At 76.1% G+C, this 13,091-nt stretch carries 11 protein-coding genes and 1 pseudogene; 2 read left to right on the top strand and 10 right to left on the bottom strand.

Annotated elements, in window-relative coordinates:
* The 3 genes from PSR1_RS15950 to trmFO all read right to left on the bottom strand — a co-directional run.
* The coding region (locus PSR1_RS15950; protein WP_059438478.1) for a tyrosine recombinase XerC at window positions 1–907 on the bottom strand (907 nt) is incomplete at its 3' end.
* Between the two features lie 51 nt (window positions 908–958).
* Window positions 959–2,554 carry a hypothetical protein gene (locus PSR1_RS15945; RefSeq protein ID WP_059438477.1) on the bottom strand — a complete coding sequence of 532 codons (1,596 nt, stop codon included), beginning with the start codon at window positions 2,552–2,554 and terminating at the stop codon, window positions 959–961.
* Window positions 2,503–3,861: a methylenetetrahydrofolate--tRNA-(uracil(54)-C(5))-methyltransferase (FADH(2)-oxidizing) TrmFO gene (gene trmFO / locus PSR1_RS15940; RefSeq protein WP_059438476.1), complete on the bottom strand. Its 1,359-nt coding sequence runs from the start codon at window positions 3,859–3,861 to the stop codon at window positions 2,503–2,505. The genes PSR1_RS15945 and trmFO overlap by 52 nt, the downstream gene beginning before the upstream one ends.
* Window positions 3,862–4,015: 154 nt before the next feature.
* On the opposite strand from trmFO, the gene PSR1_RS15935 reads away from it, so the two are divergent.
* On the top strand, window positions 4,016–4,450 hold the full coding sequence (locus tag PSR1_RS15935; RefSeq protein ID WP_059438475.1) for a TraR/DksA family transcriptional regulator: 435 nt from the start codon (window positions 4,016–4,018) through the stop codon (window positions 4,448–4,450).
* Window positions 4,451–4,533: 83 nt separating this feature from the next.
* Here the strand turns inward: PSR1_RS15935 and topA are convergent, their stop codons facing one another.
* The 6 genes from topA to pgeF all read right to left on the bottom strand — a co-directional run bounded on the left by topA (window position 4,534) and on the right by pgeF (window position 11,059).
* Window positions 4,534–7,029 (bottom strand): type I DNA topoisomerase, encoded by a 2,496-nt coding sequence (topA, locus tag PSR1_RS15930; RefSeq protein WP_059438474.1) that lies wholly within the window; start codon window positions 7,027–7,029, stop codon window positions 4,534–4,536.
* A 3-nt stretch (window positions 7,030–7,032) separates the two neighbouring features.
* Window positions 7,033–7,908 (bottom strand): DNA-processing protein DprA, encoded by an 876-nt coding sequence (gene dprA / locus PSR1_RS15925; protein WP_237758051.1) that lies wholly within the window; start codon window positions 7,906–7,908, stop codon window positions 7,033–7,035.
* Between the two features lie 170 nt (window positions 7,909–8,078).
* The gene (locus tag PSR1_RS15920; RefSeq protein ID WP_059438472.1) at window positions 8,079–9,401 is read right to left on the bottom strand and encodes a LysM peptidoglycan-binding domain-containing protein; all 1,323 of its coding nucleotides are present in this window, start codon (window positions 9,399–9,401) and stop codon (window positions 8,079–8,081) included.
* The gene (locus tag PSR1_RS15915) at window positions 9,398–9,988 is read right to left on the bottom strand and encodes a tol-pal system YbgF family protein (protein ID WP_237758046.1); all 591 of its coding nucleotides are present in this window, start codon (window positions 9,986–9,988) and stop codon (window positions 9,398–9,400) included. The genes PSR1_RS15920 and PSR1_RS15915 overlap by 4 nt, the downstream gene beginning before the upstream one ends.
* The gene (locus PSR1_RS24605; protein WP_237758044.1) at window positions 9,946–10,266 is read right to left on the bottom strand and encodes a hypothetical protein; all 321 of its coding nucleotides are present in this window, start codon (window positions 10,264–10,266) and stop codon (window positions 9,946–9,948) included. Before PSR1_RS24605 ends, PSR1_RS15915 begins: the two co-directional genes overlap by 43 nt.
* A 34-nt stretch (window positions 10,267–10,300) precedes the next feature.
* Window positions 10,301–11,059, bottom strand: a complete 759-nt coding sequence (pgeF, locus tag PSR1_RS15910; protein ID WP_059438471.1) for a peptidoglycan editing factor PgeF — start codon at window positions 11,057–11,059, stop codon at window positions 10,301–10,303.
* An 88-nt stretch (window positions 11,060–11,147) separates the two neighbouring features.
* On the opposite strand from pgeF, the gene PSR1_RS15905 reads away from it, so the two are divergent.
* Window positions 11,148–12,632 (top strand): diguanylate cyclase, encoded by a 1,485-nt coding sequence (locus tag PSR1_RS15905; protein ID WP_059438470.1) that lies wholly within the window; start codon window positions 11,148–11,150, stop codon window positions 12,630–12,632.
* A gap of 51 nt (window positions 12,633–12,683) precedes the next feature.
* Here the strand turns inward: PSR1_RS15905 and PSR1_RS15900 are convergent.
* Window positions 12,684–13,091: pseudogene (locus PSR1_RS15900) on the bottom strand (hypothetical protein); the annotation flags it as partial.

Here is a 13,091-nt window from a genome sequence, read left to right as displayed (position 1 = left end):
CGTAGACCGCCGCGAGCCGCTTCCAGTCGAGGTGCGTGTAGCGCTGCGTGGTGGAGAGCGAGGCGTGCCCGAGCAGCTCCTGGATGCCGCGCAGGTCGGCGCCGTTCCCGAGCAGGTGCGTGGCGAAGCAGTGGCGCAGCACGTGCGGGTGCACGTGGCGCGGCAGGCCGGAGGCGAGCACCCAGCCGTCCAGGCGGCGCGCCACCGAGCGGCTGGTGAGGCGGCCGCCGCGGAAGTTCAGGAACAGCGCCTCCCCGGCGCGGGCGTGGTCCGGCCCCGCGGCCAGCACCGGTCGCGCGCCGTCCAGGTAGCGCCGGAGCGCCTCCGCGGCCGGGGCGCCGAACGGCACGATGCGCTCCTTGTTCCGCTTGCCGAGCACGCGCACCAGCCCGCCGGCGAGGTCGAGGTCCTCGAGGTCGAGGCCGGTCAGCTCGGAGACGCGCAGCCCGCTCCCGTACAGCAGCTCCAGGAACGCGCGGTCGCGCAGCGCGAGCGGCGCCTCCGTGTCGGCGTCCGGCGTCTCCACCAGCGCCGCGACCTCCTCCTCGGGCAGCACCTCCGGCAGGCGCTTCGGCCGCTTCGGGCTGGCCACCGCGCGCGCCGGGTTCCCGGGCGCCAGCCCCTCGCGCACCAGGAAGCGGTAGAGCGAGCGGAGCGCGGAGAGCTTGCGGCCGAGGCTCACCGCCCCGGCCGCGCCGGCCTGGCGCGCCAGGAAGCCCCGCACCAGCGCGGGCGAGGACGGCACGAGCGGCTGTCCCTGGTCGGCGAGGTAGGCCGCGTACTGGGCCAGGTCCACCTGGTACGCCTTGCGCGTGTGCGGCGAGGCCCGCTTCTCCGACGCGAGGTACGCGTCGAAGCGCCGGAGCTCCTCCGGCAGCTCGGTCGGGGCGGCCGCGTCGGGCGTCATCGGGGATCGCCTACCACCGCGCGGCCCCGGGCGACAGTTCCTGGCGGGCGGCTACCGCGGCAGCTCGGCCACGTAGGCGCCCTGGCGCTTCTCGTGGATGACGGCGTAGGCGAGGCGGCGCGAGTCCGGGCCGAGGAACTGGGCCGAGCCGGGCAGCACGTAGGTGTCCACCCGCGTCAGCCTCCCGTCCTTCCAGACGGCGACGTCGAGCGCGTCGCGGTCCATGCGCTGCCAGGTGACCAGCAGCCGCCCGGGATCGCGCGGGTCGTACTCGAAGCTCTTCGCCCCGTCCGCCACCCGCTCCGGCCTCGCGCCGGCGGCGAGCCCCTCGGCCGGGATGCGCTCCACGTCGCAGCCCTCGCCGTTCCGGACGCAGCGGGTCCGGTAGTAGAGCCAGCGCGCGTCCGGCGAGAAGGAGAAGCCGAACGCGCCCTGCGCCACCTGGACCGCGGCGGTGCCCGGGGGCGCGTCGAGCTGCGCGAGCATGAGGTCCACCGAGTAGCCGCCGCGGGTGGTGTGCTGCAGGAACGCGAGGCGCTTGCCGTCGGCGGAGAGCTCGAGGTCGGTCACGTTCGCGCCGTAGGTGCGCGACGGCAGGTCGATCCCGCCCGCGCCGGCGGTGCCGGACCGGACCCGGGCGTCGAACCGCTCCAGCCAGGCGAGCCGCGGCGCCCGCTGCGCCCAGCGCAGCTCGCCCACCTCGCGCGCGAGCACCGCGTCGCCGGGCTTCGCCACCAGGGCCAGGTGCAGGTCGCCCTGCTTCCCGGGGGTCGCGTCCGCCAGGAACGCGAGGGCGCGGCCGTCGCGCGAGAACGCGAACACCTGCACGTCCTTGCCGAGCACGGCCTGGCGCGGGCCGGCCAGGTGGAGCGCGTAGCCGCCCCCGTCCTGCACGGTGTACGCGTACGCGCCGCCCGGCGCGAGCGCGTAGTCCCCGCTCCGCTCCGCCACGCGGCGCGCCCGCCCGTCCGCCCCGACGGCCGACAGCGCCGCGCCGGCCGACGCGCCCTGGCGCACCAGCAGCGCCGGCCCCTCCCCGCCGCCCCAGCCCGGCCCGGCCTCGAGCGAGCCCACCCGGTCCAGCCCCGCCACCGGCTCGGGCTCGCCGCCGCCGCGCGACACGAGCAGCCGGCCGTCGGCGACGAACAGCAGGTCCTCGGTCCCGGGCGCGAAGCCGGCGAACGACACCGCCGTCCCGAGCGTCCGCGGCGCCCCGCCCGCCCGCACCACCACCAGCGTGCCGCGCGCGGCCGGGTAGTCGTACTCGCCCAGCGCCGCGAGCGTCGCGCCGGCGGGGCTCCAGAGCAGGCCGTGCGGGAGCGTGGTGACCGCGCCCGCCACCCGGCGCGCCTCCCCGCCCGCGCTCGGCACCAGCCGCAGGTCGCAGCTCGCGGTGCGCGGCGGCAGGAACTGGCCGCGCGCCTCGTTGCAGCCCTCGAGCACCGCCAGCCAGGCGCCGTCCGCCGAGGCCTTCACGGCGCGCACCGGGCCGCGCAGCAGGGCGCGCCCCGGCGCGCCCCCGCCGGCGGCCTCCGGCTCCTTCTTCGCGGTGCAGGACGCGGCGGCGAGCGCGAGCGCCAGCGCGGCGGCGCGGGTCAGCCCGCGGCGGGAACGGGGACGGCGGTGGGCGGTGCGGTGTCGATCCACGGTGCCAGCTCCTTGCGCGCCCGCTCCACGTGGGCCTCCTTGCGGCCGGCCTTGCCGCGGAAGCGCCCGGTGAGCGGGGGGAACAGCGCGAAGACCACGTTCGTCGGCTGGTAATCGTACCCCGGCGGATGCGCCTCGCCGGTGAGATGTCGATGGAGGGCGCCCAGGGCGGTCGCCGCGGGCGGCGGCCGGAAGGCCCGGCCCGCCAGCCGGTCCAGCACCGCCCGCGCCGCCATCAGCCCGCACGCGGCCGACTCCACGTACCCCTCCACCCCGGTGATCTGCCCGGCCAGGAACAGGTGCGGGGCGGCGCGCACCGACAGGTCCGGCGCGAGGACGCGGGGGGCGTCCACGAACGTGTTGCGGTGGATCTGGCCGAGCCGGACGAACTCGGCGTTCGCGAGGCCGGGGAGGAACGCGCGGAAGATGCGGCGCTGCTCCGGCCAGGTGAGGCGCGTCTGAAAGCCCACCAGGTTCCAGGCGGTGCCCTCGACGTCCTCGCGGCGCAGCTGCACCACCGCGTGCGGCCGGCGCCCGGTGCGCGGGTCCTCGAGCCCCACCGGCTTGAGCGGGCCGTGGGCGAGGACCTCCGTCCCGCGCTCCGCCATCACCTCGATCGGCAGGCAGCCCTCGAAGTAGCGCGGCTCCTCGAACCCGTGCGCGGGCACCTTCTCGCCCTGGAGCAGCGCGTCCACGAACGCGTGGTACTGCGCCTCGTCGAGCGGCAGGTTCAGGTAGTCGTCGCCGCTCCCCTTGCCGTAGCGGGAGCGCGCGTACGCGATGCTCCGGTCGATCGACTCCGCCGCCACGATGGGCGCGATGGCGTCGTAGAAGTGCAGCCGCCCGCCGGTGGCCTCGGCGAGGCGCGCCGCGAGCGCGTCGCCGGTGAGCGGGCCGGTGGCGATCACCGCCAGCCCGGGGGGCGGCGGCAGGTCCTCCACCTCGCGGTGGACGATCCGCACGGCGGCGTCGCCCGAGAGCCGCGCCGTGACCGCCTCGCTGAACCGCTCCCGGTCCACCGCGAGCGCGTCGCCGGCCGGCACGCGCGTCGCGTCCGCGCAGCCGAGCACGAGGCTGCCGAGGCGGCGCAGCTCCTCGTGGAGCAGGCCGACGGCGTTGTGCGGGTTGTCGGAGCGGAGCGAGTTGGAGCAGACCAGCTCGGCCAGGCCGGGCAGGACGTGCGCCGGCGAGCGGCGCTCGGGCTTCATCTCGACCAGCTCGACCGCGACGCCGGCGCGCGCGAGCTGCCACGCCGCCTCGCTCCCCGCCAGGCCTCCCCCGATCACGGTCACCCGCGTGTCGCCCATGCGCCCCTTCCGTCTCCGCCGTGCCCCGGCTGGTCGCCTGCCCTGCAGGCGCTCTCCGTCGCCCCGTCCGGCCGACCGTCCTGGCCGCGCGCCCGGAGGGTGCGCAACGTCACGAGGAGCGCGCACGGCCCGGGACGAGGCGGCGGCGGAGGGGATGGCCGGGCCGGGCGCGCTCCATCTATCCCCGCTGCGAAAGGAACGCAACGTGAGCGACAGGGACCTTGGAGCGCTGCGGGCGGAGCTGCTCCGGCGGCGCCGCACGCTGCTCGAGACCTCGCGACGCGCGAGCGCCGAGCTCGACGCGCTGCGGGCGGCGGACCGCGATCCCGAGTTCGAGGAGGGCGCGCAGGCCGAGCACGAGCAGTACACGCTGGCGCGCCTCGGCGAGAACCAGCGCCGGGAGCTGCTGCTGATCGACGCCGCCCTCGCGCGCGTGGACGCGGGGGAGTACGGCATCTGCCGCGACTGCGAGCAGGAGATCGACCCGCGCCGCCTCGCCGCCCTGCCCTACGCGCTGCTCTGCACCGAGTGCGCGCAGCGCCGCGAGCGGGCGCAGTTCGCGCTCCAGGGCGAGCCGCCCACGATGTGAGGCCGGGCGCGCCGGAGGCCGGCCCGGGGGAGCCCCGGCGCCGGCCTTCGCGTGTCCGCGGCGGCCCCGGGGCGCTGCGCTCGCTACGCCTTGGCCGGCTCGGCGCGCGCCGCCCCCGCCCCGCCCTCGCGCGGCTCGGCCTCGCGCCGGTAGCCGCACTCCTTGTTCGGGCAGGCGACGAACGGCCCGGTCTTCTTCGAGTACTTGTCGAGCAGGTAGGCGCTGCCGCATTGCGGGCAGGTCTCGTTGCGCGGGCGGTCCCAGGCCACGAAGTCGCACTTCGGGTAGGACGAGCAGCCGTAGAACGTCTTCCCGCGGCGGGAGCGCTTCTCGCTGATGTAGCCGCCGCAGCCCTTCGGGCAGGTCACGCCGATCGAGACGGGCTTGGTGCCCTTGCAGTCCGGGTAGCGGGTGCAGGCGAGGAACCGGCCGAAGCGGCCGCGCTTCATCACCATGTCGGCGCCGCACTCCGGGCACTTGTCCTCGACCGGGACGTCCTCCTCCTTCTCCGGGACGATGTTCCCGTCCTCGCGCCGGAAGTTCATCGTGTTCCGGCACTCCGGGTACCCGGGGCAGGCCAGGAACTCGCCGTTGCGGCCCCACTTGATGACCATCTTGTGCTGGCCGCACTTCTCGCAGGTGATGTCGGTCTCGATGGCCTGCGCCTTCACGTTGCGCATGGCCTCGTCCGCCTTCGCGAGGTCCTCCTTGAACTTGGAGTAGAACTCCTCCAGCACCTGCTGCCAGCCGGCGTTGCCCTCCTCGATGCCGTCGAGCTTCTCCTCCATCCCGGCGGTGAAGGCGATGTCCATCTCGCGGGGGAAGGCTCGCACCAGCTCGTCGGTCACCAGCACGCCGAGGTGGGTCGGCTTGAACTGCTTCTCGAGCTTCTCGACGTAGCCCTTCTCCTGGATCGTGTCGAGGATGGCCGCGTAGGTGGAGGGCCGGCCGATGCCGCGCTCCTCCATCTCCTTCACCAGCGAGGACTCGTTGAAGCGCGGCGGCGGCTGGGTGAAGTGCTGCTCGGGCAGCAGCTTCAGCAGGCGCAGCTCCATCCCGGCCTCGAGCGGCGGGAGCTGGCGGTCCTCGGCGCGGGCCGCCGGCTCGGCGGCGTCGCCGTTCGTCTTCTCCTCCTCGGCGCCGGCCTCCTCCTCGGGCGGCTTCGCGCCGTAGACCGCGAGGTAGCCGGGGAACTTGAGGATCGACCCGGTGGCCCGGAACACGGCGCGGCTGGCGGCGATGTCGGCGGAGGTCTGGTCGTACACGGCCGGGACCATCTGGCAGGCCACGAAGCGGTTCCAGATGAGCTCGTAGAGCCGGTACATGTCGCGCTCGCCCATCTCGTCGAAGAACGGCGCCACGCGATCGGGCGTCCACTCCAGCGAGGTGGGGCGCACCGCCTCGTGCGCCTCCTGCGCGGCCTTCGCCTTGGTCTTGTAGACGTTGGCCTGCTCCGGCAGGTGGTCCTTCCCGTACGCCTGCTGGATGTGGGCGCGCACCGCGTCCACCGCCTCGGTGGCGAGCCGCACCGAGTCGGTGCGCATGTACGTGATGAGGCCGATGGCCCCCTCGTCGCCGAGCTCGACGCCCTCGTACAGGCGCTGCGCCAGCGTCATGGTCTTCTTCGGGCTGAAGCCGAGGCGGTTCGCCGCCTCCTGCTGCAGCTTCGCGGTGGTGAAGGGCGGCGGCGGGTTGCGCTTGCGCTCCTTGCGGTCCACCGAGGCGACCACGAACCGGGCGCCCTCCAGGTCCTTCACCAGCGCCTGCGTCTCCTCGCCCTGCTTCAGGTCGGCCTTCTGGCCGTCCACCTTGAAGATCTTGGCGCGGAAGTCGGGCGGGACCTGGGCGGCGAGGTCGGCGTCGAGCGACCAGTACTCCACCGGCACGAACGCCTCGATCTCGCGCTCGCGCTCCACCACCAGGCGGACCGCCACCGACTGCACCCGCCCGGCGGACAGGCCGCGGCGGACCTTCTTCCAGAGGATGGGGCTGATCTGGTAGCCGACGAGCCGGTCGAGGATCCGGCGGGCCTGCTGCGAGTCGAACTTCTTGCGGTCGAGGTCGAGCGGCTTCTCGATGGCCTTCTGGATGGCCGTCTTGGTGATCTCGTTGAAGAGCACGCGGCGCACCCGGGCGTCGCCGCCCTCCGCGCCGAGCTCCTCGGAGATGTGCCAGGCGATGGCCTCGCCCTCGCGATCGGGGTCGGTCGCGAGGAAGACGTGGTCGGCGGTCCGCGCGGCGCGCTTGATCTCCGAGAGGACCTTGGCCTTCCCCTTGATGACGTCGTACTCGGGGAGGAAGCCCTTCTCGACGTCCACGCCGATCTTCGACTTGGGCAGGTCCTTCACGTGGCCGACCGACGCCTTCACGTCGAACGACCGCCCCAGGTACTTCTTGATGGTCTTCGCCTTGGCGGGCGACTCCACCACCACCAGGCTGGTCCCGGTGGACGTCTTGCGCGCTGCGCGGCGGGGGGCCTTCGGCGCGTCCGCCCCTGCGGCTGCGGCCGCCTCCTTCGGGGCCGCCGCGGCCTTCGCCTTCTTCACCGCGGCCACGCCCGTCTTCGGCTCTCTCGCCATCCTTTAGATCCCCTCTCGACTGCGGCGCAGAAAGTAATGGCCCGGCCGCTGCTCGCACAGACCTTCCAGCTCGAGCGTCAGGAGCCCCGCCAGCGCGGCTCCCACCGGGATGCCCGCCTCGCGGGCGAGCTCGTCGGCGTGGCGCGGCCGCCGCCCCAGCGCCCGGAGCAGGGCCGAGCCCCGGTCGTCGAGCGCGGGCAGCGTCGCCTGGACCGGCGCGGGCGCCGCGAGGCCCAGCCCCGCCAGCACGTCCGCGGCGCTCGCCGCCACCGCGGCGCCCTCGCGCAGCAGCGCCAGCGGCCCCGCGGACAGCGCGTCGCGCACGTCGCCGGGCACCGCGAACACCTTCACGCCCTGCGCGCGGGCCCAGGACGCGGTGATGAGCGAGCCGCTCCCCTGGCGCGCCCGCACCACCACCACCGCGTCGGCCAGCGCCGCGATGATCCGGTTGCGGGCCGGGAAGTGGTACGGCAGCCCGCGGCTCCCGTCCGGTAGCTCCGACACGAGCGCCCCGCCCGACTCCAGGATGCGCGCGAAGAGCGCGCGGTTCTGGGCCGGGTAGGCCACGTCCACGCCGGTGCCCAGCACCGCGACGGTGTGGCCCCCGGCCTCGAGCGCGCCGCGGTGGGCCGCGCCGTCCACGCCCGCCGCGCCGCCCGAGATCACCGACACCCCGGCCCGCGCCAGCCCGGCCGCCAGGTCGCGGGCCAGCAGCTCGCCGTACTCGTCGGTCGCCCGGGCGCCCACCAGCGCGACGCTGCAGGCCGCCGTCCCCAGCTCGCCGCGCACCCGGAGCTCGCGAGGCGCGTCCGCGAGGCGCGCCAGGCGCTCGGGATAGTGGCCGTCTCCGGGCCGGAGGGTGCGCGCGTCGAGGGACAAGTGGTTGCCGCGATGAGACGCTGTGAAGGCGGGCCATATACCCGTGGGGTCCCACAGCGTCAAGCAAGGCCGCCCGGACGCATGCATGGGGCGTGCACGAAAACACCCCGGGAAGACGGGGCAATCCCCCGCCCTCCCGGCCGCCGGACGGCCAGCGGCCGCCCCGCCGCCTACTGGGGGAGCGCGCGCGCGGTCCGCATCTCGAAGCGGTCGCCCACGAGCAGCTCGACGCGGCTGCGCGTCACCAGCGCGGCCGAGGCGTGCTCGCGCGCGTCGATGACCAGCAGGTCGCCCACGTCCTCCTTGGGGAGGGCCGGGTCGTTCGGGACCGCGTTCGGCTCCAGGCCGTACAGGTCGCCCGAACGGACCACCTTGAGGCTGTTGCCGGTCTGGACCCCGTCGGCGCTGCCGCGGTCCACGAACACCACCTGGTGCTCGGCGAACTGGGTCACGACCGACACCGGGGAGGCGATGATCACGCCGTGCAGGTCGCGCTGGTTGGCGCGCGGGTTCACCGGGCGGAACACCTTGTCCGTCCAGGGCCCGAGCAGCGCGCCGCGCTCGATGACGTCGTTCGCGCTCGCGATCACCAGCGTGGCGGCCTTGTCGTCCACCGCCACCACCTTGGCCGAGCCGAGGATGCGGGTCTGGTAGCCGAACAGCTCCTTCGTGATCGGGTGCCGGATCGGGCGCTCGGTCTTGTAGACCACGTACGTCTCGCCGGGCTTCACGCCGGCCGCGCGCTTGAAGTGCGCGTAGCCCTTGTCGAGCGAGGAGAGCATCAGCTTCTCCTCGAACGCGGCCTCGATGGCGCCCGACTCGTCCAGCTCGCGCGGCGTGACGAAGCTCTCGTGCAGCGCGTAGCGCTGCCTGGACGGGACGAAGCCGATCTTGTACGGGCCCGAGACCGCCACCGCGTCCTGCTCCTCGGCCGAGGCCGGGGCGTTCATGTCGGCGCGGGAGAAGTCCTCCAGCTCGCGCACCGGCGCGGGCTCCTCCTCCACCTCGTCCACGCCGGCCACCGCCTCGACGCGCGCGGGCGCCTCGTCGGCGAACGGGTAGAAGCGGAGCAGGTTGCCCGGGTAGATCCAGTGCGGGTTGGTGATCTCCGGGTTGTAGGACCAGATCTTGGGCCAGTACCAGGGGTTCGAGAGGAAGCGGCCGGAGATGTCCCAGAGCGTGTCGCCCTCGCGGACCGTGTACGTCTCCGGGGTCCCGGCGCCGCCGGCGGCGGGGACGGCCTCGGGCGCGGCGCCCAGCTCGATGGGCGGGGTGCCCTCGGGCTCGGCCGCGATCGGCACCGCGTCGCCCGCCGGCGGCGCGTCCGCCGGCGCGGCGGTCGCGCCGGTGGCGGCGTCGATGGCCTGCTCCACCCGCGCGTTCCCCTGGTCCGAGGTGGCCTGGGTGCCGCGGGCCGCGTCCAGCGCGCCGGCCTGGGCGAGCGCGGCGGCCGGGACGAGGGCCAGCAGGGCGACGACGTGCTTGCGGATCATGGAGCGCTCCTTGTCGGCGCGGCGGCCGGCGACGCATCGCCGGCCCGCGCGGAGAGTTGGCCGAGGCGTCCGCCCGCGCGCTGCGCGGCCGGGGTCCCCGGGTAATCGTCGACGAGCCGCCGGAGGAGGCTGCGCTCCTCGTCGGCGCGCCCGAGCCGGGCGGCGCACGCGGCGAGCCGCTCCAGCGCGGCGCTCATGGCGTCGCCCGCCGGGTACTCGTCGGCGGTCCGGCGCACCAGCGCGCACGCGGCCTCGTTGCGCCCGGCCGCGGCGTACGCCTCCGCCGACTCGAGCAGCGCGTTGTCGGCGGCGGGGTGGCGCGGGTAGCGGGCGGTGAAGTCCTCGAGCGCGTGGGCCCGATCCAGCCCGCCCTTGCGGCGCGCCGCGCGCAGCTCGCCGTCGGCCTCCGCCGCGATCCCGCGGCCGCCCGGCAGGGCCAGGGCGTCGAGGCGCGCGGGATCCGGCTCGGCGATGCGCACCGCGGTGGGCACCGGCGGGGCCGCGCGCGCCGAGCGCGCCGGGCTCGCGCGCGGGGGCGCGAGCTTCACCACCTGGAGGTCCGGCGGCACCACCGGCGCCGCGGACACGAAGCCGGAGGGCTCGGGGTCGACCGGGCGCGGCTCGGCGCGGGGCGCGGCGGGATCGGGGTCGAGGCCGGGCGCGCCGGGGCGGCGCGGGCGCGGGCCGCCAGCGCGTCCACCTGGCCGGAGAGCGCCTCGACGCGCCGGGACAGCTCCTCGTTCTCGCGCCGGAGCGCGCGCAGCTCGCCGCGGAGCCCGTCCACGTCCTCGCGCGAGACGGCGCCGCCGGCGCAGCCGGCGACGAGGAGCAGGGCCGCCGAGGCCTCTCGCACGAAGGGTCTCAAGATCCGGGAAATTCTAGGTGACTCCGCCGCCCCGTCAAGGAAGGGGGGCCGTCCCCGGCATCGGGCCGGGTGGGGCGATGAAGGCGATCTGCCGACCCGTGCGCCCGGCGTCGCGCCGGTGGGAGAAGAACCGGGCCGGCTCGCAGGCGGTGCAGCGATCCAGCCGATCGACGCGCTCCGGGCGCACCCCGGCCTCGAGCAGCACCGCCCGGTTCGCCTCCCAGAGGTCGAGGTGCGGGGCCGGCCCGTCGCGGACCACGCCCGGCCCGAGCGCGGCGGCGAAGCGCGCGGCCAGCTCCGGCGAGACCTCGTAGCAGCAGGGGCCGATGGACGGGCCGATGGCGGCGAGCAGCCGCTCCGGGCGCGCCCCGGCCTCGCGGCACAGCGCCCGCACCCCCTCCCCCGCCGCGCCGGCGAGCGTCCCGCGCCAGCCGGCGTGCACCGCCGCCACGGCCCCGCCGTCCGGGTCCGCCAGCAGCACCGGCACGCAGTCGGCCACCGAGACGCAGGCGGCCACGCCGGCGCGGAGCGACACGACCGCGTCGGCCTCCTCCGCGGGCGCGCAGGGCGCGTCGAGCCGCACCGCCCGCGCGCCGTGCACCTGCCGCACCCGGGCGAAGCCGAGGCCGGTGGCCGCCTCCAGCCGCCGCCAGTTCTCGGCCACGCGCGCCGGGTCGTCCCCCACCGCGCCGCCCAGGTTCAGCGCGTCCCAGGGCGGGGGCGAGGCGCCGCCGGCGCGGGTGGTGAAGCCGTGCGGCCAGGCCGCCAGGAGCGCCGAGCGCACGAGGTCCATCCCGCTCTCATACCAGAGGGCGCCCGGGCCGGGGACGCGCGGTCCTTGATCGCCTCCCGCGCGGGCACTACGATTGCCGGTTCTGCCCATGCTCCGCTCGATCCGACGCTCCCTCGGCCGCAAGCTGCTCGTCGCGGTGGGGCTCCCCTCGCTGGCGTTCACGCTGGCCCTGGTGCTCTGGCTGCGGCACCGGACCCGCTTCGCCGCGCCGGACCTCGAGCCGGTCTACGGCATCGCGGTGCTGGCGGTCCTGCTGTTCGGCGCGCTGATGTGGGTCACCTTCGCGCTGGCCATGCGCTGGGTGATCGAGCAGCCGCTCCAGCGCCTGGCCGCCGGCCTGCGCCACGTGCGCGAGGGCGACTACCTCTACCGCCTGCCGGTGGAGGGCCCGGACGAGCTGGGGATGGTGGCGGAGACGTTCAACACCACCCTGGCCGCGCTCACCGACCTGCACGCCCGCCGCATCGAGGACGAGCGCGAGCGGGTCCTCACCGCGCAGCTGGAGGCGCGCGTGAAGGAGCTGACGCTCCTGTTCGACCTGGCGCGGCGGCTGGGCGGGACGCTCGAGCTGGACCGGCTGGTGGCGACGCTCACCGAGCTGGTCGGCCGGGGGCTCGGCGACCACGCGTTCGCGCTGCTGCTCGCCGAGGAGGGCACCGGCGATCTGGTGGTGCGGAGCGTGTCCGGGCTGCCGGAGTCCGCGAACGGCGTCCGCATCCGGGCAGGCGAGGGCCCGGCCGGCTGGGCGGTCCGCGAGCGCGCCACCGTGCTCGTCAAGGACACCGGCGCCGACCCGCGCCGGCCGGTGCTGGCCTGGCAGGGCGAGGCGCAGGGCTCGATCCTGGCCGTCCCCATGATCCACCGCGAGGACTGCGCCGGCGTGCTGGCGTTCTTCCGCCCCGCCACGGACGCGTTCCCGCCCGACGAGGTCCGGCTGCTCGAGTCGGTCGCCGGGCAGGCCGCGCTCGCCATCGAGAACGCCCGGCTGCACCAGAAGATGGTCCGGCTCTCGCAGAGCGACGCGCTCACCGGCGTGCACAACCGGCGCAGCCTGTTCGCGCGGCTCGACATGGAGCGGGAGCGCTGCGAGCGCTTCGACCACACCATGGCGCTGGCCCTGGTGGACGTGGACCGCTTCAAGCAGTTCAACGAGGCGTTCGGGCACGCCGCCGGCGACGGCATCCTGCGCCGCGTGGCGGAGCTGCTCGCGGGCGCGGTCCGCAAGGTGGACCTGGTGGCCCGCTACGGCGGCGAGGAGTTCGCGGTGATCTTCCCGCGCGCCGACCGCGGGGCGGCGCTGCTCGCGGCCGAGAAGCTCCGGCAGGCGGTGGAGGCCGCGGCGCTCCCGCACGAGGCGTCGGAGCGCGGCCACGTGACCATCTCGGTGGGCGTGGCGGTGTGGCCCGACGACGCCCGGGACCTCGGCGCGCTCATCGACGCCGCCGACGCCGCGCTCTACGCGGCGAAGCGCGCCGGGCGCGACGCCGTCCGCGCGCACGAGGCCGGGATGCGCGTCCACCCCGGCCGGCGCCGCGACGTGCGCACCACCGCCGACGCCGAGGCGGACGCCTAGAAACCGGGCTGCGCCGCGCCCCACCCTGCCCGGCGCGCCGGGCTGCGTCCGCTACTTGACCGGATCCTTCACCGCGGCCGGCGCGGCCTCGGCCGGCGCCACGCCGGAGGCGGCCGGGGTGGCCACGTTCCGCCCGCCGCGCAGCCGCGCCACCTCGAGCTCCAGCGCCTTCTCCCGCCGCGCCCGCTCCTGCAGCGCCGCCTGAAGGCGCGCCAGCTCCTGGGCCCGCGCCTGGTCGCGCCGCTGCAGCTCCTCGCGGAAGCGCGCCTGCGCCTCCTCCACCGCGCGCGCGGCGCGCCCCTCCGCCTCGCGCCGCTCGGCGCCGAGCTGGTCCAGCCGCCGGGCCGCCTCGGCCGCCCGCGCCGCCAGGTCCTTCTCGGCGCGCGCCCGCGCCTGGCCGGCGGCGGCCATGGCCGCCTCGAGCTCCAGCACCCGCGCGCGCCCGGCCTGCGCGCCGGC

It is taken from the genome of Anaeromyxobacter sp. PSR-1, assembly GCF_000964525.1.
GTDB lineage: Bacteria > Myxococcota > Myxococcia > Myxococcales > Anaeromyxobacteraceae > Anaeromyxobacter.
The sequence above is the reverse complement of the archived record's forward strand: the minus strand, read 5'-3'. Positions and strand labels throughout refer to the sequence as shown.